The 23,057-nt window shown below is 62.6% G+C and carries 20 protein-coding genes and 1 pseudogene; 13 read left to right on the top strand and 8 right to left on the bottom strand.

Going from position 1 to position 23,057, the window contains the following annotated elements; translation table 11 throughout:
- Positions 1-62 precede the first annotated feature (62 nt).
- The 5 genes from K6M89_RS14680 (at position 63) to K6M89_RS14700 (ending at position 5,526) form a co-directional block, all read left to right on the top strand.
- The gene (locus K6M89_RS14680) at positions 63-1,043 is read left to right on the top strand and encodes an ABC transporter permease (protein WP_064685358.1); all 981 of its coding nucleotides are present in this window, start codon (positions 63-65) and stop codon (positions 1,041-1,043) included.
- 116 nt (positions 1,044-1,159) lie between these two features.
- Entirely contained in the window at positions 1,160-2,089 is a 930-nt protein-coding gene (locus tag K6M89_RS14685; protein ID WP_097579810.1) for a sugar ABC transporter substrate-binding protein, read from the top strand.
- Between the two features lie 131 nt (positions 2,090-2,220).
- On the top strand, positions 2,221-3,699 hold the full coding sequence (locus K6M89_RS14690; RefSeq protein WP_222139925.1) for a sugar ABC transporter ATP-binding protein: 1,479 nt from the start codon (positions 2,221-2,223) through the stop codon (positions 3,697-3,699).
- Between the two features lie 22 nt (positions 3,700-3,721).
- Positions 3,722-4,510, top strand: a complete 789-nt coding sequence (locus K6M89_RS14695; protein WP_222139926.1) for an SDR family oxidoreductase — start codon at positions 3,722-3,724, stop codon at positions 4,508-4,510.
- A gap of 233 nt (positions 4,511-4,743) precedes the next feature.
- The gene (locus K6M89_RS14700; RefSeq protein WP_222139927.1) at positions 4,744-5,526 is read left to right on the top strand and encodes a glucose 1-dehydrogenase; all 783 of its coding nucleotides are present in this window, start codon (positions 4,744-4,746) and stop codon (positions 5,524-5,526) included.
- A gap of 550 nt (positions 5,527-6,076) precedes the next feature.
- Here K6M89_RS14700 and K6M89_RS14705 read toward each other — a convergent pair.
- Positions 6,077-6,844 (bottom strand): SDR family oxidoreductase, encoded by a 768-nt coding sequence (locus tag K6M89_RS14705; protein ID WP_222139928.1) that lies wholly within the window; start codon positions 6,842-6,844, stop codon positions 6,077-6,079.
- A 338-nt stretch (positions 6,845-7,182) separates the two neighbouring features.
- Here K6M89_RS14705 and K6M89_RS14710 point away from each other — a divergent pair, with 338 nt between their 5' ends.
- Genes K6M89_RS14710 through mobB form a run of 3 tightly spaced genes read left to right on the top strand, consistent with a single transcriptional unit; the run spans position 7,183 to position 9,248 of the window.
- Complete coding sequence (locus K6M89_RS14710; protein ID WP_222139929.1) at positions 7,183-8,091, top strand: DMT family transporter; 909 nt, start codon at positions 7,183-7,185, stop codon at positions 8,089-8,091.
- A gap of 9 nt (positions 8,092-8,100) precedes the next feature.
- Entirely contained in the window at positions 8,101-8,730 is a 630-nt protein-coding gene (mobA, locus tag K6M89_RS14715; RefSeq protein ID WP_222140064.1) for a molybdenum cofactor guanylyltransferase MobA, read from the top strand.
- The gene (mobB, locus tag K6M89_RS14720) at positions 8,727-9,248 is read left to right on the top strand and encodes a molybdopterin-guanine dinucleotide biosynthesis protein B (RefSeq protein ID WP_222139930.1); all 522 of its coding nucleotides are present in this window, start codon (positions 8,727-8,729) and stop codon (positions 9,246-9,248) included. The genes mobA and mobB overlap by 4 nt, the downstream gene beginning before the upstream one ends.
- A 33-nt stretch (positions 9,249-9,281) precedes the next feature.
- Here the strand turns inward: mobB and K6M89_RS14725 are convergent, their stop codons facing one another.
- On the bottom strand, positions 9,282-10,175 hold the full coding sequence (locus K6M89_RS14725) for a LysR family transcriptional regulator (RefSeq protein WP_222139931.1): 894 nt from the start codon (positions 10,173-10,175) through the stop codon (positions 9,282-9,284).
- Positions 10,176-10,389: 214 nt separating this feature from the next.
- Here K6M89_RS14725 and K6M89_RS14730 point away from each other — a divergent pair, with 214 nt between their 5' ends.
- Both K6M89_RS14730 and K6M89_RS14735 read left to right on the top strand, forming a co-directional pair.
- Entirely contained in the window at positions 10,390-10,785 is a 396-nt protein-coding gene (locus K6M89_RS14730) for a (R)-mandelonitrile lyase (protein WP_097579803.1), read from the top strand.
- A 13-nt stretch (positions 10,786-10,798) separates the two neighbouring features.
- Positions 10,799-11,788, top strand: a pseudogene (locus tag K6M89_RS14735) (aldo/keto reductase).
- A 135-nt stretch (positions 11,789-11,923) separates the two neighbouring features.
- Here K6M89_RS14735 and maiA read toward each other — a convergent pair.
- The 5 genes from maiA to K6M89_RS14760 form a co-directional block, all read right to left on the bottom strand.
- The gene (gene maiA, locus K6M89_RS14740) at positions 11,924-12,559 is read right to left on the bottom strand and encodes a maleylacetoacetate isomerase (RefSeq protein WP_222139932.1); all 636 of its coding nucleotides are present in this window, start codon (positions 12,557-12,559) and stop codon (positions 11,924-11,926) included.
- Positions 12,560-12,776: 217 nt separating this feature from the next.
- On the bottom strand, positions 12,777-13,193 hold the full coding sequence (locus K6M89_RS14745; protein ID WP_222139933.1) for an organic hydroperoxide resistance protein: 417 nt from the start codon (positions 13,191-13,193) through the stop codon (positions 12,777-12,779).
- A 190-nt stretch (positions 13,194-13,383) separates the two neighbouring features.
- A complete protein-coding gene (locus K6M89_RS14750; RefSeq protein WP_222139934.1) occupies positions 13,384-14,706 on the bottom strand; it encodes a sensor histidine kinase in 1,323 nt (440 codons plus the stop codon).
- On the bottom strand, positions 14,703-15,443 hold the full coding sequence (locus tag K6M89_RS14755) for a response regulator (RefSeq protein WP_039620139.1): 741 nt from the start codon (positions 15,441-15,443) through the stop codon (positions 14,703-14,705). The genes K6M89_RS14750 and K6M89_RS14755 overlap by 4 nt, the downstream gene beginning before the upstream one ends.
- 227 nt (positions 15,444-15,670) lie before the next feature.
- A complete protein-coding gene (locus K6M89_RS14760) occupies positions 15,671-16,723 on the bottom strand; it encodes an alpha/beta fold hydrolase (protein ID WP_222139935.1) in 1,053 nt (350 codons plus the stop codon).
- Between the two features lie 357 nt (positions 16,724-17,080).
- Between K6M89_RS14760 and K6M89_RS14765 the strand changes: the two genes are divergently transcribed.
- Together K6M89_RS14765 and K6M89_RS14770 are read left to right on the top strand one after the other, a co-directional pair.
- Positions 17,081-18,856 (top strand): cytochrome c biogenesis protein DipZ, encoded by a 1,776-nt coding sequence (locus tag K6M89_RS14765; protein WP_222139936.1) that lies wholly within the window; start codon positions 17,081-17,083, stop codon positions 18,854-18,856.
- A gap of 54 nt (positions 18,857-18,910) precedes the next feature.
- Positions 18,911-19,669, top strand: a complete 759-nt coding sequence (locus K6M89_RS14770) for an alpha/beta hydrolase (protein WP_097579797.1) — start codon at positions 18,911-18,913, stop codon at positions 19,667-19,669.
- A gap of 83 nt (positions 19,670-19,752) precedes the next feature.
- Here the strand turns inward: K6M89_RS14770 and K6M89_RS14775 are convergent, their stop codons facing one another.
- Positions 19,753-21,891 carry an OmpA family protein gene (locus tag K6M89_RS14775; protein WP_222139937.1) on the bottom strand — a complete coding sequence of 713 codons (2,139 nt, stop codon included), beginning with the start codon at positions 21,889-21,891 and terminating at the stop codon, positions 19,753-19,755.
- Positions 21,892-22,222: 331 nt separating this feature from the next.
- Between K6M89_RS14775 and K6M89_RS14780 the strand changes: the two genes are divergently transcribed.
- On the top strand, positions 22,223-22,996 hold the full coding sequence (locus tag K6M89_RS14780; protein WP_097579795.1) for a transporter substrate-binding domain-containing protein: 774 nt from the start codon (positions 22,223-22,225) through the stop codon (positions 22,994-22,996).
- The last annotated feature ends 61 nt before the right edge of the window (positions 22,997-23,057 follow it).

The raw sequence follows: 23,057 nt of genomic DNA on the forward strand, positions 1-23,057 counted from the left end.
CAGTGAATAATTATTCCAGCTTGCACAAATATCGGATACAAGCCTAGGCATAGGGAGGAGCAATGGTGGCGCTCGATATCAATGAACAAAGGCTTTCGTCCGGCGCTTGGCTCGGTAAGCTCAAGGGAGCCACCGGACCGCTCGTGGGATTGCTCGCGCTGTGCATCTTTCTGAGCTTCAGCACAGACACGTTTCTTTCGGTTCGAAACGGCCTCAATATCCTCGACCAGATCACCGTCCTCGGCATCATGGCGGTTGGAATGACGTTCGTCATCCTGATCGGCGGCATCGATCTGTCCGTCGGCTCGGCACTCGCCCTGGCGATGATGGTCATGGGCTGGACGGCCAACGTCGCCGGTCTGCCGCTGCCCGTGGGGATCGCCTTTGCCCTGATCGCTTCGGCTATCTCAGGCCTTATCGTCGGGCTTCTGGTGACGCAGTTCAGGGTTCCAGCCTTCATCGCCACGCTTGCGATGATGTCGGCGGCGCGCGGCGTTGCGAACATGATCACTGACGGCCAGCAGATTGTCGGCTTCCCCGACTGGTTCATGATGCTGGCGATCGATCGTCATTTCGGCGTCATGACTGCCACGGTCTTCCTCATGCTCGCGGTCGTTCTTGCGGCATGGCTCTTCCTGCACTTCCGGTCTGAAGGCCGCATGCTCTATGCGGTGGGTGGCAACCCCGAAGTCGCGCGCCTGGCCGGCATCAACGTTCCGCTGGTGACCATAGCCGTCTATGTCGTGAGCGCCGTCCTTGCGGGGCTCGCAGGCATCGTGCTCGCCGCCCGCCTGGATTCCGTCCAGCCCTCCAGCGGCCTGGGTTATGAGCTGGACACCATCGCCGCGGTCGTCATCGGCGGGACTTCGCTCTCCGGCGGCGCGGGCGGCATCGGGGGAACGCTGATCGGCGTCCTGATCATCGGTGTGCTTCGCAACGGTCTCAACCTTCTCAACGTCTCGCCCTTCCTGCAGCAGGTGATCATCGGCATCGTCATCGTGCTCGCGGTCGGTGCAGAGACCATTCGTCGGCGTCGCGCCTGACGCGCATCGTCCGCCACGTTGGCGGACGCGGAATTCCGCCCCGAAAATTTGGGGCGGATCAATACCCCGAGGGGGAGGACATACCCGAGGGTTCCATCAACAACGGAGGAAATACAATGAAAATAGCGCGCACCATGTTCGCGTCCGCTGCACTGCTCGGTCTCATGCTCGGTCCTGTGCACGCGGCGGAACTGAAGAAGCTCGGCCTGGCCGTTGCCAACCTTCAGGCAAACTTCTTCAACCAGATCAAGCAATCGGTCGAGGCCGAAGCCAAGAAGCGCGGCATCGAAGTCATCACGGTTGACGCGAAGGGCGACGGGCCGACGCAGGTCAACCAGATCCAGGATCTTCTGACCCAGAAAATCGACGCGCTGATCTACATCCCGGCAGGTGCGGCAGCGGCGACTGTTCCGGTCAAGCTCGCGAAGAACGCCGGTATCCCAGTGGTCAACGTCGACCGCAACGCCGAGGGCGCGCCGGGCGATACATTCCTTGCAACGGATTCCGTCGCGTCTGCCAAGGCGGTGTGCGACTACATCCTGAAGGAAGCCGGCGGCAAGGGAAAGATGGTCATCATCCACGGCCAGAAGGGCACGACGCCGGAAGTCGATCGCTCGAAGGGCTGCGCTGAATCGCTCAAGGCCTATCCTGATGTGAAGGTTGTCGCCGAGCAGTTCTCGAACATCTGGAGCCAGGACGAAGGCTTCCAGATCATGCAGAACATGCTGCAGGCAAACCCTGATGTTTCGATCGTCTTCGCACAGGCCGACGGTCTCGCGCTTGGCGCCGCGCAGGCGATCAAAGTCGCCAATCCGTCGCAGAAGATCGTGGTCGGCGGCTTCGACGGCGACACCGCGGCTCTCGAAGCGCTCAGCAAGGGTGTCTTCAACGTAACGGCGACCCAGCAGACACAGAAGATGGGCCGCGACGCGGTTGAAAACGCCGCCAAGCTTGTCGCCGGTGAAAAAGTGCCGCCGGTCCAGCTCCTGGATGCCACGCTGACAACCAAGGAAAACGTCGCAGGCTTCATCGCCAACCATCCCTAGCGCATCGGCCCGAAAATCGGGAACGATTTTCGGAAAGCACGATGCGTAGATTCAAAGTGTTAGAGCGTCCTTTGTACGTCCGAAAGGACGCACGGCGCTCTAATGAAGTCGATGTCTTGAGGAGGTGTGCCGTGACTGACCCAGTTCTTTCCCTGAGGGGCATATCCAAGTGGTATGGGCCGCTCCAGGTTCTGAAGGATGTCAGCTTGGACGTCTATCCGGGCGAAGTCGTAGCACTTCTCGGTGAAAACGGAGCGGGCAAGTCAACGCTGTCAGGCATCATCGCCGGGTCACGCACACCCTCCGAGGGATCAATGACATGGCTGGGGCAGCCTTATGCCCCGGCCACCCCGAGAGAAGCGATCGACAAGGGCGTTGTCCTGATCCATCAGGAGCTGCAGCTTCTGCCGCAGCTGTCGATCGCGGAAAACGTCTTCATCGGACGCTGGCCGATGAAGAACGGCGTCGTCGACCGTGCCCAAATGGTTCGCCGGGCCCAGGACCAGCTCGCGCGCTTGAACCTTCACATACCTGCAACGCGGATGGTCGCCGGTCTTTCCACGGCAAATCAACAACTTATCGAGATCGCCAAGGCGCTGGCCCTCGATGCGAAGCTCCTGATCCTCGATGAGCCGACCGCCGCCCTTGGCGGCGCGGAGACGGAAGCTCTGTTCGAACAGGTTCGCAAACTCCGGTCGGAGGGTGTCGGCATCGTCTACATTTCCCACCGCATGGAGGAGATCAAGCAGATAACCGACCGGATCGTCGTTCTTCGCGATGGTCAGCGGGTGCAGGAATTCTCAGACAGCGCGACCCCGGTACGAACGATTGTCGAGAGCATGGTCGGACGCCCGCTCGACCGCTTGTTCCCTACCCTGCCGGTTCCGATGGACCGTCCGGTCCTTGAGGTGTCCGGGCTGAGCTCGCCGGACAATTCGTTCCGTGACGTGACCTTCGAGGTGCGGGCCGGCGAAATTCTCGGGATCGCCGGACTGGTCGGCGCCGGCCGCACCGAGCTGGTGCGGGCGATTTCGGGAGCCGACCCAATCAGTGCAGGCTCGATCAAGCTCGAAGGCGAGGAACTCAGGCTGCGCGATCCGGCTGACGCGATCGCCAAGGGCATCGTGATGGTTCCCGAAGACCGCAAGGCGCAGGGTCTGATCGTCGGACACCGGATCAGCGAGAACATTATCTACGCCAATCTGGATAAACTGGGCGGAGGCTGGATTACGCCGCGCGTCAAGCGCTCCTTCGCCGAAAAGGCGGTTGCCAAGTTCGGCGTCAAGGGCCGCGCCGAGCAATACGCCTCCGACCTTTCCGGCGGCAACCAGCAGAAAGTCGTGATCGCGAAGTGGCTCTTGCGCGATCCCAGGGTCGTCGTGCTCGACGAACCAACGAGAGGCATCGACGTCGGCGCCCGCGCTGGCATCTACGACATCATCGTCAACCTTGCCAAACAGGGCGTAGCAGTCATCGTCGTCAGCTCGGACCTCGAGGAAGTTCTCGGAGTTTCCAATCGCATTCTCGTGCTTGCCCAAGGCAAACAGGCGGGCATCCTCGATCGTGACCAGGCCAATGACGTTTCGGTCATGGAGCTAGCTACCATCTAAACATAAAGAGAAAGGAAGAGCGGTGTCCGACATCACTCTGAACGCCCCGAAGCTTTTCGATCTCAGCGGCCAGGTTGCCATCGTCACCGGCGCCGGCAGCGGCATCGGGCAGCGCATTGCCATCGGCCTTGCGCAATGCGGCGCCGACGTGGCGCTGCTTGACCGTCGAACCGACGACGGACTGGCCAAGACGGCTGAACATATTCGCGCCGCCGGTCGCCGCTCGATCGAGATCGCGGCTGACGTTACGAGCAAATCTTCCCTCGCAGAGGCAGTCGCACGAACCGAAGCGGAGCTCGGCGCCTTGAACCTGGCCGTCAACGCTGCAGGCATCGCCAACGCAAACCCGGCGGAAGATATGGAGGAGGATCAATACCAGACGTTGATGGATATCAACCTGAAGGGCATATTCCTGTCCTGCCAGGCCGAGGCCCGCGCCATGCTGAAGAATGGACGCGGCTCCATCGTCAACATCGCCTCCATGTCAGGCGTCATCGTCAACCGGGGCCTTAACCAAGCCCATTACAACGCCTCCAAGGCGGGCGTCATCCATATGTCGAAGTCGATGGCGATGGAATGGGTCGAGCGCGGCATTCGCGTCAACACCATCTCTCCCGGATATACGGCAACGCCGATGAACACCCGTCCGGAGATGGTTCATCAGACCAAGCTTTTCGAAGAGCAGACGCCGATGCAGCGCATGGCAACAGTCGACGAGATGGTTGGTCCGGCCGTGTTCCTGCTGTCGAATGCGGCAAGTTTCGTGACCGGCGTCGATCTTCTCGTCGACGGCGGTTTCTGCTGCTGGTGATGGATAAGAAAGCGCGCATCGCCGACAACTGAAAATGAACCGATCTCGCTTCCTCCCTGGCTGAGATCGAGGCGCTGAAGGGACCAACGGGCAAGACGGCGCACGATATCGCCGCCTGCCCGCCCTTCGCGCTGATCGAAGGGCTGTCGCAGCCGCTTGAGCTTCAACAATGATCGCAGGGCAGGTCGCGCCCAGATTTGCTGTTTATCGACGGATACCGGGAAGGAAAGAGGATGAAACGCTTTGAGCAAAAAACTGTCGTCATCACCGGGGGCAGCCGCGGCATCGGCGCGGCGATCGCCAGGCGCTTTGCGCGCGAAGGCGCCAATCTCGTCGTCTCGGCCAATGAGGATCTCGTCCACGGCGTCGCCGCGGGGATCAGGGCCGAGGGCGGCAAGGCGATCTCCTTCATCGGCGATGTTACCGACAGGACGAGCGTCAAGGCGCTCTATGACGCCGCCGAAAGTGAATTCGGCGCCGTCGACGTCTCGATCCAGAACGCCGGCGTTATCACCATAGCCCGCGTCGAGGATCTGACCGAAAGCGAGTGGGACAAGGTCATGGCCGTCAACACCAAGGGCGTCTTCCTCTGCGCCCAGGAGGCGATCGCAAGAATGCGCAAGCACAAGCGCGGCGGCCGCATCATCAACACCGCCTCCGGCCAGGCCCGCGACGGCTTCATCTACACCCCGCACTACGCCGCCTCGAAAATGGGCGTCGTCGGCATCACCCAGAGCCTGGCCAAGGAAGTCGCGATCGAAAACATCACCGTCAACGCCTTCTGCCCCGGCATCATCGAAACCGACATGTGGGCCTATAACGACCAGGCCTGGGGCAAGCTGCTGGGCAACTACGCCCCGGGCGAACTGATGAAGGAATGGGTCGAAGGCATCCCGATGAAACGCGCCGGCACCGGCGAAGACGTCGCCGGCCTGGTCACCTTCCTCGCCAGCGACGACGCCGTCTACATTACCGGCCAGACGATCAATGTCGATGGCGGGTTGATCATGTCGTAGGTGGGATGCCGGTTTGGGAGGCGGCGATGGAATACAGGATTGCCTTCGCTTACGCTCAGACGCTCCTCGCTAACGCTCCTCACCCCCTCATCTGCCCTGACGGGCATCTTCTCCCCGCTGGGGAGATGGGGGAGCAAGTGCACGGTCGCCACCCCTACAGCACAGGCTTCAAGTGGCGCAAGACGCCGCGACAATTCCCCTTCTCCCCAGCGGCGGGGAGAAGATGCCGGCAGGCAGATGAGGGGTGAGCGGCGAAAGCCGCGAATGCACGAAGCGTAAGCGAAGGGCAAAATGCCCAGGTTGTCCATAGCGCCACATGACCTATCCGTCAGTGGCCGACCCCGTCCTTCGAGGCCCCTCCGGGGCACCTCAGGATGAGGTCGGAGAGAGGGCTCAGCCCGCCTCACCGCAGAGCGGGGCAGAGATCAGTTGACCGGCCGCGCGGCACCACAACTAGCCCTCATCCTGAGGTGCGTAGGCCGCAGGCCAGAGCCTCGAAGGGCGAGGGCGGGTGGCTCGATCTGCAAAATGTCGAGCCACCCTCACCCACCTACGTCCGGCTGATCGAAACCCCGCCGTCGGCGAGCATCGCCGTGCCTGTTACGAAGCTCGCCATATCGGACGCCAGGAACAATGCCGCATTGGCGATCTCCTCCGGCTGCGCCATGCGTTTCAGCGCATGCAGCCCCTCCACAAAAGCCAAAACTTCCGGCGTAGCATCCGGCGCATTGGTGATGCTGGCCGGCGTGTCGGTGCCGCCGGGAAGCAGGGCGTTGACGCGGATGTTCTGCCGCCCGAGTTCGGCGGCGAGTACCTGCACGAAGCCGATCAACCCCGCCTTGCTCGCCGCATAGGCGGCCATGCCGGGCATGCCGGCGGTGTGACCGACGAAGGTGGAGGTGAAGATCAGCGATCCGCCGCCTTGTCCCATCGCTGCCGATTGATGTTTGGCGCCGAGGAAGGCGGCGGTGAGATTGGTCTCGAGCGTCTCGCGCCAGCCGTCCAGCGACAGCCCGGTTACCGGCCCCATCTCGCCGAGGATGCCGGCATTGTTGAAGCCGATGTCGAGCCGGCCGAAGCGCGAGACTGCCGTATCGGCAAGCCTTGCCTGCAGCGCCTCGTCCCTGACGTCGCCCGATATCGCGACGGCCTGCCCACCCTCCGCCTCGATTTCGCCGACGACGGCATCGAGCGCCGCCTGTCGCCTGCCGGTGACCACGAGCTTGGCACCTTCCTGCGCAAAGAGTTTTGCCGCCGCGCGGCCAATGCCGGAGCTTGCGCCGGTGATGATTGCGACCTTGTCGTTCAGAAGTGTCATGTCCGTTTCTCCTCAGTTGTCGAGGCATCCCTCTCAAACATCGGGCGATGCAGCCACCCGTTTCCCGCGCGGACAAACAAAAGCCGTCGACAGTCGATGTTTTCGAGCAGTGATCAACTCAATCGCCGAAGGAGGAAGGAGCGTCGATCGCCGCATCGAAAATATCGCAATTCGCGTGGTAAAATGCTGATTTACGGGGCTTTCCAAATGCATGCCTGCCGCAACGTCAAGTGCCATTGTGCGCCGCATCATCGATTTCTCCCGGGTGTGACATTCAGCCGATTCCCTTCATGGTTCTTCCCGACTAAGAAGGGGGCACAGGTAAAGGGAATCTCTTCATGCCGCGGTCACGCAATACTGAGGGCGCCATCTATATGAGCATGGCGATGGCTGGCTTTTCCGCGAGCGATGCTCTCTCCAAATCGGTTGTCGCCTATATGAACGCAGGCGAGATCATGTTCCTGCGCGGCCTCTTCACCAGCCTGCTCGTCTATCTGATCGCCAGGAAAATGGGCGCCCTGCGCTCCTGGCGAATCGTGCTGCGGCCGGTCATCATCCTCCGCATCATCTGCGAAATGTTTTCCGCCGTCACCTATATCACCGCGCTCGGCATGATGCCGATCGCCAATGCCTCGGCGATCCTGCAATCGCTGCCGCTGGTGGTCACCTTCGGTGCCGCGCTGTTCTTCCGCGAGCCGGTCGGCTGGCGGCGCTGGTCGGCGATCCTGGTCGGCCTCGTCGGCGTGATGATCATTATCCGTCCCGGCCCGGAAGGTTTTACCGCCGCCGCCCTGCTCTGCGTCGGCGCGGTGCTGACGACGGCCGGCCGCGATCTCGCCACCCGCTCGATCGATCCGGAGATTCCCTCGCTGATGATCACCGTCATCACCGCCATTTCAATCTCCTTCTTCGGGGCTTTGCTCATCCCGGTGCTCGGCGGCTGGCAGCCGGTCAGCGCCACGTCGCTCGGGCATCTGCTGCTCGCCTCGGTGCTGGTGCTCGTCGGCTACCAGTCGGTCATTCTCGCCATGCGCACCGGTGAAATCTCCTTCGTCGCGCCGTTCCGCTATACCAGCCTGATCTTTTCCTCGCTGCTCGGCTTTTTCTTCTTCACCGAAGTGCCCGACAGCCTGACGCTGCTCGGCGCTGCGATCGTCATCGCTTCCGGCCTCTATACGTTCTATCGTGAAGCCAAGCGCCGTGTGCCGCCGATCGCGCAGGAATCCGCGCCGCGCTCACCGGTTTGAGGCAGGATGATGACGGAGTTCTCGCTCGACAGATCCGATATAGCAGGCATCGTGCTGGCCGGCGGCCGCTCACAGCGCATGGGCCGCGACAAGGCGAGCGTGACGCTCGGAACCGAAAGCCTGTTGCACCATGTCCTGAGCCGCCTCGCGCAGCAGGTCGCCGCCGTCGCCGTCAACGCCGATGTCGCCGCAGAAGATGTGCCTGTCGTCCCCGACCGTTTTCCCGGCAAGGCCGGGCCATTGGCCGGCATTCATGCGGCCATGCTCTATGCCGCCGGCCTTCCCGGGATCACCCATGTCGTCACCGTCTCGGTGGATTGCCCGTTCTTCCCGGCCGATCTCGTCGCCCGGCTGGCGGCAGCGCTCGAACGACCGTCGCAGATCGCGATCGCTGCTTCCGAAGGCCGCAGCCATCCCGTCTTCGGGCTCTGGCCGCTGACGCTCGCCGCCCATCTCGAAGCCTGGATCGCCACCGACGAGAAGCGCCGCGTGCGCGACTTCCTGTTACGGCATGACGTTACGGAAGTGGCGTTTCCGCTGCATCCGACCCGCGCCAGCCTGCTCGATCCCTTCTTCAACATCAATACGCCGGACGATCTTGTCGAGGCGCAACGCTGGCTGGAGGCCCTTCGCGTATGACCGCACCCAAAATCTTCGGCATCGCCGGCTGGAAGAACTCGGGCAAGACGGGGCTCGCCGTCCGGCTGGTGACGGAGTTTACGCGCCGCGGCTACAGGATCTCGACGATCAAGCATGCCCATCATGATTTCGACATCGACAAGGTCGGCGCCGACAGCTACCGCCACCGCGAGGCTGGCGCCCACGAGGTCACCATTGTCTCCGGCACCCGCTACGCCATCATGCACGAGCTGCGCGGCGCGCCCGAACCCGAGTTCGAGGAAATCCTCGCCCGTCTCGCCCCCTGCGATCTCGTTCTGATCGAAGGCTACAAGCGCGAGCCCATCCCGAAAATCGAGGCCCGCCGCCTGGAGGCTGCCAACCGCCAACCGCTGGCGCCGAGCGATCCCCATATCTGCGCCATCGCCGCAGATCATGCTGTCACCGATACGTCCCTGCCCGTCTTCGATCTGGACGACACAGGCGCCATTGCCGATTTCATCGCCGGCATCGTCGGGCTCGAAGAGGCCCGATCGTAAGTCCCGGATCCGGGTGCCCGGAGCGAGCGGAATCTACCCTCGATAACGAAGCGTATCGACGATGAGGGCGAAGGCCGCCGAGGCGTGCCGGCGGCTCGGATAATAGAGGTGGTAGCCGGGAAACGGCGGACACCAATCCTCCAGCACACGCAGCAGCCGCCCATCGGCAAGATGCGCCTGCACGGCATCCTCCGGCAGATATGCCAGCCCCGCGCCGGCGAGCGCCGCATTCAGCCGAAGAGCGATATTATTGAATGTCAGCTGCCCCTCGACGCGAACCTTCAGCTCGTGCCCGTCGCGCTCGAACTCCCAGGCGTAGACACTGCCATAGGTCGGCAGACGCAGATTGATGCAGTTGTGATCGGTGAGATCCTGCGGCGTCAGTGGCTTCGGCCGTCTTTCGAAATAGTCGGGAGCACCGACCACGGCCATGCGCATGTCGGGACCGATGCGCACCGCGATCATGTCTTTCGCCACCTGCTCTCCCAGCCGCACGCCGGCATCGTAGCGCTCCGCGACGATGTCGGTCAGGCCGTAATCGACGATGATCTCGACATGGATATCGGGATAATCAGGCAGAAGCTTTTTCAGGGCGGGCCAGAGCACCGCATTTGCCGCGTGCTCGCCGGCATTGATGCGGATGGTGCCGGCCGGCTTCTCCCGAAAGGCACTCAAGGCGGCAAGCTCGGTCTCGATCTCGTCGATCCGCGGGCCGATGGTGAGGAGCAGCCGCTCGCCGGCCTCCGTCGGCGAGACGCTGCGGGTCGTGCGCGTCAATAATCGCAGCCCGAGCCGCTCTTCGAGCCCCCGAATGGTATGGCTGAGCGCCGATTGCGACACGCCGAGCTTCCCCGCTGCTTTCGTGAAGCCCTGCGCCCGCGCGACAGCGAGGAAGGCGATAAGATCATTGGCGGCTGGGCGCGGCATTCATGAAACTTTCTCATGGGTCCTTGCCGCTAATACCATCTAATCCCGATCAAAGGCACGCGCTAAATATCCTGCGATACCGCGGACGCCCCCGTTCCGCCCGCGGACGCCCCGTTCCGCCGCGGACGATACCGTTCCGCCGCGGACGATACCGTTCCGCCGCGGACGATACCGTTCCGCCGCGGACGTTACCGCAGACATAGGAAGGACGACCATGGAGATCAAGCGAAACGGCTCTCAGCCGTCGGTCAAGGGACCGGCGGACTGGTTCACCGGCACGGTGCGCATTGACCCTCTCTTTGCGGCTCCTGACCCGGCCCACGCGGCCGGCGCCAGCGTTACCTTCGAGCCCGGCGCCCGAACCGCCTGGCACACCCATCCGCTCGGCCAGACCCTGATCGTCACATCCGGCTGCGGCCGCGTGCAGCGTGAAGGCGGACCCGTTGAGGAAATCCGCGCCGGCGACGTCGTCTGGTTCGCACCGCGGGAACGCCATTGGCATGGCGCATCGCCGACGACCGCTATGACCCATATCGCCATCCAGGAACAGCTCGACGGCAAGGTCGTCGACTGGATGGAGCATGTCACCGACAGTGAGTACCAAGCTTAGAAGGGAAACGGCGATGCAGAAGCGTGAACTCGGAAAGAGCGGTCTCCAGGTCTCGGCCATCGGTCTCGGCTGCATGGGGCTGAGTTTTGGTTATGGCCCGGCGACAGCGATCCAGGAAGCGGTCGCGCTGATCCGGCAGGCCTTCGAACGCGGCGTGACCTTCTTCGACACCGCCGAAGCTTACGGCCCCTATAAGAACGAAGAGCTCTGGGAGAGGCGCTCGCTCCCTTCCGCGGCGAGGTGGTGATCGGCACGAAATTCGGCTTCAACTTCGATGCCAATGGCGGCCAGAGCGGCATGAACAGCCGGCCGGAGCAGATCCGCGCGGTCGCCGACCCAAGCGCTGAAGCGCTTGAAGACCGATGTCATCGATCTGTTCTACCAGCATCGCGTCGATCCGGATGTTCCGATCGAAGATGTCGCCGGCACGGTCAAGACTCTGATTTCAGAGGGCAAGGTGAGACATTTCGGCCTCTCGGAAGCCGGCGTCCAGACGATCCGCCGCGCCCATGCCGTCCAGCCGGTGACGGCGCTGCAGAGCGAATATTCGCTGTGGTGGCGCGAGCCCGAGCAGGACATCCTGCCGGTGCTCGAAGAGCTCGGCATCGGCTTCGTGCCGTTCAGCCCGCTTGGCAAAGGCTTCCTCGCCGGCACAATCAGCGAGACGACCACCTTCGACAGCAAGGACTTCCGCAACATTGTGCCGCGTTTTTCTCAGGAAGCGCGAAAGGCCAACCAGGCGCTCGTCGATCTCCTCGCAGAGATCGCCGCGCGCAAGAAGGCCACCTCGGCCCAGGTCGCGCTGGCCTGGCTGCTGGCGCAAAAACCCTGGATCGTGCCGATTCCCGGCACCACCAAGCTGCATCGCCTGGTGGAGAACATCCAGGCCGCCGAGGTCGAACTGGCGGCCGACGACCTTGCCAGCATCGAAAGCGCGCTCGCCACCATCAAGGTCGAAGGCGATCGTTACCCTCCGCACCTGCAGGCAAGGGTCAATCGCTGAGAAGACCTTTCGTCATCCTCGGGCTTATCCGAGCATCTGCTTCCGGTCGATAGGGCAGCAGATCCTCGGCACAAGGCCGAGGAGGACGTCGTGTGGAGAGCGAAATCCTTTTGGGCTGCATCTTCACCAATCGGATCATTTTCTCGGCGCCGGCGCATTCTCATGAAAAGCCGGTATCGTCTCCAGCTTGGTGACGATCTCCGCGATATTCGGCCACCGGGCAAGGTCGAAGCCCATGCGTCGGGCGCTGATCGCCTGTGGAAAGAGGAAGATGTCGGCTATGCCAGGCCGGTCTCCGATGGCGAAAGCGCCATTCCTGCGGCCGGCAATCATCGTCTCGACCGCAGCCATCCCCTCGCCGACCCAATGGCGGCTCCAGGCGGCAACGGCGTCGGCATCGGCCTGGAAGGCCGCCTTCAGATGCAGGCCGATCCGCGGCGGCAGCAGCGCGTGGATTTCGGCTGCGATCGCAAGCGCGATCGAACGGGCCTGCGCCCTGCCTTCAGCCGTATCGGGCAGCAGCGGCGGCTCGGGCTGAACCTCATCGAGATATTCGACGATCGCCAGCGATTGAGTGATGAGGACGCCGCCATCCGTCAGCAGGGCCGGCACCAGTCCCTGTGGGTTGACGCTGCGATAGCCCGCCTGCCGGCTCTCGGCTTCTTCGCCGAGGATGGTGACCGGCAGCACCTCAGCCGCCAGCCCCTTGAGAGCAAGTGCAATCCGGACCCTCGAGGTCGCGGAAGAAATTTCGTTCTGATAGAGTTTCACTGTCATCTCCCTGCCGAATTCAGAAAAGCGGTTGCTCAACCGCGGAAGCCGCCGTTACGAGGCCCGCAAGCGGCGATGCCTCGTGCGAGCTGATGTCGTAGATACATGGGGCGGCGAAGACCGCAGCTGCCAGAACGCAGATAATCATCAATCTCATTGGACCCTCCATCGGCGAAGCCCGGCTGGGCCCCGCCCTGTTTCCTTTCCGCTGCCGCCTTCAGGCAATGCTCAGCTCGACATGGATATTTCCGCGTGTCGCCTTCGAATACGGGCAGGTCCGGTGCGCCTCGTCGACAAGCGCCCTGGCGACATCCGCTTCGATGCCGGGCAGGCTGACCTTGAGACGGGCCTGCAGAAAATAATCGCCGTCCGTCGTTCCGAGATCGACTTCGGCATTCACCGCAGTCTCCGCGGGAAGCCTGATCTTCAGCTTGCCGGCGGCAATGCCCATCGCACCGATGAAGCAGGCCGACCAGCCGGCGGCGAAAAGCTGCTCGGGATTGGTGCCGGGCCGCGCGCTGCCAGGAGGCGAGAGCTTGATGTCGAGCTGCCCATCATCGCTGTGCGAGGCGCCGTCGCGCCCGCCTGTCGTGCGGGTCTTGCCGGTATAGAGAACCTTGTCGATCTTTGTCATGGAAACACTCCGTATATGGGCCGCCGTACGCGAGGAGATCGCGGCTGCGACCGGGTTGACGAAGTGAGTTTTGACCGGCCGATATATCCTGCATGTTTCCGAAATCGGTTGAAATGTCACAAATCGTAGCATCCGGTTTCCGAGACATCTTTGCGTGCAAACCGCCGGAAAATCTCCAGGCGGCGCGAGATCACCGAAGGGTGACCTCGGCCGCCAGTCCGCCGCCGGGCCGATTGTAGAGCCTGAGCGAGCCGCCGAGCTTCGCCGTCAGCTGCTGGGCGATCGCAAGGCCAAGGCCCGTGCCGCCAGTCTCGCGGTTGCGGGATTGCTCCAGCCGGAAGAACGGCTGCATGGCGGCTTCCAGCATGTCATCAGGAATTCCCGGCCCGCGATCCATGACTGAAATGACGACCGCCTTTTCCGCGTTGTGTTCGACGGTGATCTCGGCGGAGCCCGCAAATTTCAGGGCATTGTCGATGAAGTTCGACAGGATCCGGCGCAGGGCATGCGGCCTAGTGAAGGCAGCGCCCTCAACCAGCCCGACGACCGCGACGTCCTTTCCGGTGTCCTGATAGTCGTAGGCTATACTATCGATGAACGAGGAGAGATCGATCCGGGCGTTCTTTTCTCCGCTGCCGTGGGCGCTGCGCGCATATGCGATCCCGTCCTGCACGAGCCGCTGGATCTCTGCGAGGTCACTCACCAGCTTGTCCTTCTCGGGCGAATCCTCCGCCATGTCGGCGCGCAGTCGCATCCGGGTGATCGGCGTCTGCAGGTCGTGTGAGATCGCCGCCAATATCTGGACGCGCTCTTCGAGGTAATGGGCAATCCTCTCCCGCATCGCATTGAACGCCCTCGCCGCATGCGCGACTTCGCTTGGCCCCGTCTCACTCAAACCGGGACCCTTCCTATCGGGATCGAGCGCATCTGCGGCGGCGGCAAGCTCTCCGAGCGGCCGGATCGCCAGGCGCACCGCAAACCAGGTACACAGGATAAGAAGCGCCATCTGGACGGCAAAGACATAGGGCAGCCATTCCGCGATCGGCATGACGCCCCTCGGCGTCACATCGATGGTGAGCGGGCTGCCGTCGCTCAGCGTCAGATGCGCCTGCAGCCGGTTCACCTCGCCCGGTATCCGTTCGATGCGGATCGGAAAGCGGTGCCTGACGGCCGCCTCTATCTTTCCTGCGATCTCCCTGCCCTTGCTCGAGGCGTCGGGCACACCGGCCAAGCCAGGCCCGAGTTCGAATCGGTAGTTGCCGCGGCTCAGCCAGTCAACAAGGTCGCCGCGCTCGGCCGCCGGGAGCCGGTCGAGAACAGCAATTGATGTTGCAACATCGTTCTCGAGCGTGCCGAGCATCACCGCCTTGGCCGACATGTAGCGCTCCATGTAGAGAACGCTGAAGGAAAGCCCGTAGGCGAAGGCCAGGCCGATCAGCAGGATGAGAAAGATCCTCGATCGCAGCGTTCTCGGCCACTTCAGGCCCGGCAGCATGGCGACCGAACTCCTCATTGGCGCGGCTCCGAAATTTCGACCGGAACCGAGAAGACATAACCTTCGCTGCGCACCGTCTTGATATAGGTCGGCTCGCGCGCATCGTCTCCCAGCCGCTGCCGCAGGCGGCTGACCAATAGATCGATCGAGCGATCGAAGAGCTCGGCGTCGCGCCCCTGCGTCAGGCTCAGAAGCTGATCGCGATTGAGGACCCGCTGAGGGTGGTCGATGAAGACACGCAGCAGGCGGTATTCGGCGCCGCTCAGCGCAATCGCCGTCCCTTCCTTGTCAAGGAGGTGGCGAGCAACCGTGTCGAGCCGCCAATCGCCGAAGGTCAGCAATTGTCCCGCCTCGCTGATCTGCAGGTTGGGCGGCAGCATGCGCGTGCGCCGCAGCACCGCCTTGATGCGGGCCAGCAGTTCGCGCGCGGCGAAAGGTTTGGCGAGATAGTCGTCGGCGCCCATCTCCAGCCCGAGGATCCTGTCCATCTCGTCGGTGCGGGCCGTCAGCATCAGGACCGGGATTGCCTTGTGCCGCCCGGCGCGCAGTTCGCGGCACAGCACCAATCCGTCGTCACCGGGCATCATCACGTCGAGCACGATCAGGTCGACGGCATTGGCGTCCAGAAAACTGCGCATCTGGCGCCCGTCCGCGGCAACGCTGGTCCTGAGGCCATTCTTCTGCAGATAGCCCGAAACCAGCTCTCGGATTTCACGATCGTCGTCGACGATCAGGATGTGATCGACATGATCCATATTTGCCTATTCCTCAACGCTATGGCCGCGCCCACCGCCTCGGTCATGATGCCGAAGCGCAAGACGCGACCTACGCATATTCCGCCGGTCGGAGCAACGAGGCTCTGCGGCTTGATGCCGCCTCTAAAGCATGTCGCGCAAAAGTGTGCTGCGGTTTTGCGATAACGACATGCGTAAAAACAAAGACCTAAAGCGCGGGAACCGAATCTGAAAGATCGCGAAGTGCTTTAGAAGCGATCGACGTCGATCACGGCTTGCGCAAAGGCCTGCGGCGCCTCCTGCGGCAGGTTATGGCCTATGCCGCCGCCGATCGTGCGATGCTCGTACCTGCCGGAGAACTTTCCGGCATAGGCAGAAGGCATCGGATGCGGCGCGCCGTTCGCATCACCCTCCATGGTGATCGTCGGCACCGAAATCATCGGCAAGGCGGCAAGCTTCTTCTCATAGGCGTCGTACTTCGCCTCGCCTTCGACGAGCCCCAGACGCCAGCGGTAATTGTGAATGACGATGTCGACATGGTCGGGATTGTCGAAGGCGGCAGCGGATCGGTCGAAGGTCGCATCGTCGAAATTCCACTTCGGCGAGGCCGTCTGCCAGATGAGCTTTGCGAAATCGTACGTGTTGCTGGCATAGCCCAGATGGCCGCGTTCGGTGGCGAAATAGAACTGGTACCACCAGGCAAGCTCGGCTTTCGGCGGCAGCGGCTTCTTGTTGGCTTCCTGGCTGCCGATCAGATAGCCGCTGACCGATACCATCGCCTTGCAGCGCTCCGGCCAGAGCGCGGCCATGATGTTGGCGGTCCGCCCGCCCCAGTCGTAGCCGGCAATCACCGCCTTCTCGATCTTAAGCGCATCGAGCAGGGCGATCATATCGGCGGCGAGCGCCGAAGGCTGGCCGTTGCGAGGTGTCTTGTCATCGAGGAAACGCGTCGTGCCGTAACCGCGCAGGTAAGGGATGATCACCCGGTACCCGGCGGAAGCAAGCAGCGGCGCGACGTCGACGAAACTATAGATATCATAAGGCCAGCCGTGCAGCAGCAGCACGACAGGACCATTCGCCTTGCCGGCCTCGGCATAGCCGATATCGAGCACGTCGGTCTTGATCTGCTTCAGCGCTTCAAAGGACGTATGGGTTCCGGCCTTCGCATCGGGCAAGGACGCGGGCGAAGCCGGCGCCGGCTGGGCAGAGGCCGCGCCGGCTACGCCGAATTCGACTGCCGCAAGGGCGATGGCTGTCATGCTGAAGAAGCGGCGGCGGTGGTGGTTGATTTGCTCGGACATCGGTCTCTCCTGTCGAATGGATCACGGTGCTCAAAAGACGTTCGGCTTGTATCGCCCATATGTCGCAGGCCGCGGTTTTTGAATACGAATGTAGACACCGCTCCGCCAGATACACTCTGATACAATTGCGTTGCCTCCGCAGAGCATTGCAGGTCCGCCTCGGCTATTTGTCGCCGCCTCTGCGGATGAGGCAGTTTGTATTCTTTTGTATCGCTTCCGCCCCAGCGCAATAGTTCGGTACATTTTCCCGCCAAACCAGACACATCGGAGATACCTCCGCCCGGCTACATCGCGCCGTTGCTGGTTCAGGCCCATCGCCGTCCAGAGCCCGACCAATCGGTTTCAAAGGAAACGATGATGACACTTCTGATCATTGCCTATCTCGGAGGCGTGCTGACCATCCTCAGCCCCTGCATCCTCCCCATCCTCCCCTTCGTTTTCGCCCGCGCCGGTCAGCCCTTCGTCAAAAGCACGCTGCCGATGCTGGCGGGCATGGCCGCCACTTTCGCGCTCGTCGCCACTCTTGCCGCAGTCGGCGGCAGCTGGGCCATCCGCGCCAACGAATATGGCCGCCTTGCCGCGATCGTCCTGCTTGCCCTCTTCGGCGTGAGCCTGCTTTCGCCGCGCTTTGCCAGCACCCTTGCCCGTCCGATCGTCGATCTGGGAAATAACCTCGTGAACGCCAGCGGCAGCGGGCGCACGGCGCCTACGGTCAGGAGCGCCCTCATTCTCGGGGTTGCCACCGGCCTGCTCTGGGCGCCTTGTGCCGGGCCGATCCTCGGCCTCGTGCTGACGGGTGCTGCCTTGCAGGGCGCCAACCTTGAGACCAGCTTCCTGCTCGCTGCCTATGCAGCCGGCGCGGCGACCTCCCTTGCCGTCGCCTTGTCGGTCGGCGGAAAGATATTTGCCGCCATGAAGCGCTCGCTCGGTCTCGGTGATCGCATTCGCCAGGTGCTCGGCGCTGCCGTGCTCGCAGGCGTCGCCATCATCGCGTTCGGCCTCGACACCAGCCTGCTGTCCCGCCTCTCCTATGCCAGCACCGCGTCTCTGGAACAGGCCGTGCTCGACCGGCTGCATCCAAAGCCGCTCGCCGGTGCACCCTCCGAGGTCGCGAGCAACGACGCGACGATCGTCGCGGCCGATGCGAAGAAGCCTTTCCGCAGCGATCTCCCCGTCGAGGGTTATGCGCCCTCGCTCGACGGTGCAGTCGAATGGTTGAACTCCAAACCCCTGACCACCGAAGAGCTGCGCGGCAAAGTCGTCCTCGTCGACTTCTGGACCTATTCCTGCATCAACTGCATTCGGACGATCCCCTACACCAAGGCCTGGGCGGAAAAATATGCCGATCAAGGTCTCGTGGTGATCGGCGTCCACGCCCCGGAATTCGCCTTCGAAAAGAAGATCGACAACGTCAAGAGCGCCATCAGCGACTTCAAGATCGGCTATCCCGTTGCCGTCGACAATGACTACAAGATCTGGCGCGCCTTCGAGAACAGCTACTGGCCAGCCGCCTACCTGATCGATGCCAAGGGCCAGATCCGCTATCACCATTTCGGCGAAGGCAATTACGGCAGGACCGAAAAAGCCATCCAGGACCTGCTGCGCGAGGCCGGAAGTGAAATGACCGCCACCGCGCCGGTCGCCCCCGATGCCAAGGGCGTTGAAGCCGGTCCCGATCTCGGCAACGTCCGCTCCGGCGAGGCCTATCTCGGCTACGAGCAGGCGACGAACTTCAGCTCACCCGAGGGGCTGCAGGCAGATGCTCCGCAGAACTACTCGATCAGCAAGCCGGGCCTCAATGGCTGGGGCCTGTCGGGAAGCTGGACCGTTGGTAAGGATCAGGCAACGCTCGATCAGGCAGGCGGCGGCATCACTTATCGCTTCAGCGCCCGTGACCTGCATCTCGTTCTCGGACCCGGCGATGGAGCTAAACCGGTCCGTTTCCAGGTGAAGATCGACGGCAAGGCTCCGGGCGCAGACCACGGCTCCGACATCGATGCCGACGGCAACGGCACGGTCACTGCGACGCGTCTTTACCAACTCGTGCGGCAGTCCGGCACCGTCACTGCCCGCAACTTCGAGATCCGCTTCCTCGATCCCGGCGTCCAAGCCTACGCCTTCACCTTCGGCTGAACCCAAGACCGTTCCACATCCCGCTCTTCAACATCGACCACAAGGAGTAACCTCATGAACAAGCATCTGACTTTCATCGCAGCCCTTGCCTTTGCCACCGCCGGAATCGCTTTTGCTGCCGAGGCTGCCTCGGTGAAGAACATCGTGATCGTCCACGGCGCCCTGGCAGACGGTTCGGGCTGGCGCAAGGCGACCGAAATCCTCGAAAAGCGCGGCTTCAACGTCACCATCGTCCAGGAGCCCCTCACCTCGCTCGATGACGACGTGGCCGCGACGAAGCGGGTTCTAGACCTTCAGGAAGGACTGACGCTGCTCGTCGGCCACAGTTACGGCGGCATAGTGATCACCGAAGCCGGCAACGATCCCCATGTTGCGGGTCTGGTCTATGTCGCAGCCTTCCAGCCCGACAAGGGCGAAAGCCTGCTGAGCCTCGCCAGCTCGAAGCCGGCCGGCAGCATGGACATCAAGGAAACGAAGGACGGCAAATATCTCTATCTCGACCCCGGCGCCTTCGCGGCGGATTTTGCCGCCGACCTTCCAAAAGCCGAGGCCGACTTCCTTGCGAAGTCACAAGTCTTCGCCTCGAAACAGGCCTTCGCGGCCAAGATCGCAGAGCCGGCATGGCGGACGAAGCCGAGCTGGTCGATCGTCGCCACTGAGGATCGCGCCATCAACCCGGATCTCGAGCGCGACATGGCAAAACGAGCCGCCAGTGATGTGACCGAAATCAAGGCCAGCCATGCCGTTTTCGCATCCCAACCGGAAAAAGTCGCCGACGTCATCGAAAAGGCGGCGAAGAAAGTCGGCGAGTAGAGCTTCGGGTCTCTTCTCCCCCGCGGGGAGAAGAGGGAGCAAGCCGGTCGCCCCTCTCCGCGACTGGAGAGGGGCGACAGTATTTACTGGTTGGCAGCTACCGGGCGGACCAGCGCCGTGACGCGGCGAATGGTGACGCGGCGGTTTTCCTGTTCGGGACCTGATGTGTTCACCTTTAGGTATTGCTCGCCGTAACCCTGCGTCGCCATGTTTTCCGGCGCGATGCCGTAGACGTCGGAGAGCACGTTAGCGACCGATTCCGCGCGCTGGTCGGAAAGAACCAGATTGCTCTGATCGGTACCGACGGCATCCGTGTGACCCTCGATCAGGAAGGTCTCGCTCGGATCCTTCTTCAGCACCTGGTTGATCGCGTCGGCAACCTTGCGCAGGGTGCGCGCCTGGGTCATCGGGATCTCGGCGCTGCCGGTCGCGAAGGTGATCGTGTCGAGGTCGATGCGGCGCACCTTGTCGCGGATACGGGCTGAATACCTCACCTCGTCAAGCGAATAGACGCGTTCCACCGGCTCGACGGGCGGCTCGCTCAGGAACTCGTAATAGTCGCGGTCCGGCTCGCTGCTCGTGTCGATGATGTAATCGCTGAGTGGCACGCGCAACCGCATCGGCGGCAGATCGGCACCCGGATCCTCGAAATAGCCGCGGTCCGGATCTTCGTAAAGATCGGGCGAGTAGTAGAGCACGGATTCACGCCCGCGGGCATCGACGCGCGACCGCTGGATGATATCGCCGTAGCGGTTGCGGATCGTCACGATGCGATAGCCCTCCGGCCGTGTGATCGTCTCGCGATAACGACTATCGGGCAGCTCTTCATAGATCGGCCGTTCGCCGTCGCGCAGGAACCGTCTGTCGTCGTCGCTGCGCACGATCACCTGATTGTTGTATTGGATGATCACGCGATTGTCGTCGGTTTGGTCGTCAACGCGGGCGCCCTCGGGACGGACGAATCGCGGCCGTTCCTCTAGTCTGGTGCCCTGCTCGCTGGTGACCGCCTCGAGCTTGATCGGTGCCGGCGCCTTGGCAGCGGTCGCCGCCTGCGCATCGGCATCCGAGGTCGGCACCTTCACCTCCTGGCTCTCGGCGCGCACCTTGTCGCGATCACGGCGGCTTTCACGGCCCTTGCTGCGGTCGGCATCCTTGTCGCTGTCGAGCACGGCGGCGCCATTCTCAACCGGCAGCACGACGGTCTCGCTGCTCTTGGCCGGATCCGCGGCAACCTTCTTGCGGCGCTCGAGTTCATCGGGAGAAACCTTTTCCGGTGCCGGAATCGCCTGCTCGACCTGCTGACCGCCGCTGGCATCCGGCAGCGGCTGGGCAGTGTCGGTGCTAGGCGCAGCCGGCTTTTCGCCGGCAGGCTGCTCAGCGGCAGGCTTTGCGGCCGTGCCGTCGGCGGGCTTTTCGGCGGGCGCAGCTTCCGGGGCTGCCGCCTTGTCTTCGGTTGCCTTCTCCGCGGGTGCGGCAGCCTCGCCCTTCTTCGGCTTCTTCTCGGCAGGCGCTTCGGCTGTGGGTTTTACCTCCGGCTTGGCTTCGGGCGTGGCCTGTTCCTCGGCGGGCGTCACCGCTTCGGGAGCAGCAGTTTCGCTCTTCGCCTTAGCCTTATCCCGGCCTTTTTCCCGCTTGCCGCCTTCGGGCTTCGCCTCAGGCTGCGCCTGTTCCGTCTCCGGCTTGGCTTCCTTGGCGGCCGGCTGCTGTTCGGGCTCCGGCTGGACCTCCGGCTCGGCCTGTTTCTTCGGCTTCCTCGGCTTTTCCTGCGTTACCGGCTGCTGCTCCTGCTGGGGCTCGGCTTCCGGCTTGGCCTCTGGCTGAGCTTCCTTCTTGGCTTTGCGCTCGGGTTTGCTTTCGGCCTGCGGTGCCGGCTCTTCCTTCGGCGCGGCTTCGGCCTTCGGCGGCTCCGGCTCTGCCTTGGGTTCCGGCGCTTCCTTGCGTTCGGCCTTCGGTTTCTCGGCGGGCGCCTCCTTCGGCTGTTCCGCGGCCGGCGCCTGCTCGGCCGGGGCTTCCTCCTTCTGCTTGCGCTTCTTCTTCAAGAGCTCTTCCTCGGAAGGCGCGTCCTGCGCCACTTCGAAACTGCCCTGTGCCGCCTGCTGCACGGCCGCGGTCGGCGTCGTGACGTCGCGGACGGCAGCCATCGTCGTGTCGGGCTGGAGAGCCAGCGATAGGGAAAGCAGCGGGAAAGCTGCACTCGCAAACAATCTAGATTTTTTGCCCATCGGGTTTCCTCGATCCTGTTTGAGCTTCCTGAAGGCCGACAGGCCTTGCTTCGCCCCTAGCTTCGCAATGAGGCGAAACGGCGAATTGGCAAAGCGCCAAGCCGCCGATTTGTTCCGGTTCTAGGAAGCGCTGGATTAACCTCCCGTGAATGTAGCAGTCTGCTTTCGTTCATCTCGCCTGTTATTTGCACCGCACAATTGCGCGGGAATTTGTGTTGCAATTCCATGAAAAAAAGTCTGATTATCGCCGCAAGGCGGTGTCGACACCGTTGAATTGCGGTCGCGAATCCAAGAGAAAAACAGACAGCGGCCACCAACAGAGAGGATCCTCATGTTTAACTCCACCCGTATCTTCGCGGCAGCCTCGATCGCGGCAATGTCGCTCTTTGCCGGCTCGGCCATGGCCGATGGCGAAAAATACGTGATCGGCACCGATTCGACCTATCCGCCCTTCGAATTCGTCGATGCCAGCGGCACGATCCAGGGCTTCGACATCGATATTGCCAAGGCGCTCTGTGCCGAGATGAAGGCTGAATGCAGCTTCGTCAGCACCGATTGGGACGGCATCATTCCGGCGCTCAACGCCAAGAAATTCGACATGATCGTCTCTTCCATGTCGATTACGCCGGAACGCCTGAAGCTCGTCGACTTCTCCAACAAGTACTACAACACCCCGCCGGCCATCGCCGTGCCGAAGGACTCCAAGATCACCGACGTTGCTGGGCTCAAGGGCAAGGTGATCGGCGCGCAGACCTCGACGACGCACGCCAACTACGCCGAGAAGCATCTTGCCGACACCGAGCTGAAGCTCTATCCGACCGCTGACGAATACAAGCTCGACGTTTCCAGCGGCCGTGTCGATGCCGTCATCGATGACGTCGTCGTTCTCTCCGAATGGGTCAAGTCCGACGCAGGTGCCTGCTGCAAGATCCTGACCACCCTGCCGGTCGACAAGGAAATCAACGGCGAAGGCGCCGGCATCGCCATCCGCAAGGGCGATCCGCTGAAGGAAAAGCTCAACACGGCGATCGCTGCGATCCGCGCCAGCGGCGAGTACAAGAAGATCCAGGACAAGTACTTCGACTTCGACGTTTACGGCGACTGAGAAATTCGGTATCTGGCCGATAAAGCGAATGGCGGAAGGCTTGCTCTTCCGCCATTTTTGT

Origin of the sequence: Rhizobium croatiense (assembly GCF_019793465.1) — a bacterium.
GTDB lineage: Bacteria > Pseudomonadota > Alphaproteobacteria > Rhizobiales > Rhizobiaceae > Rhizobium > Rhizobium croatiense.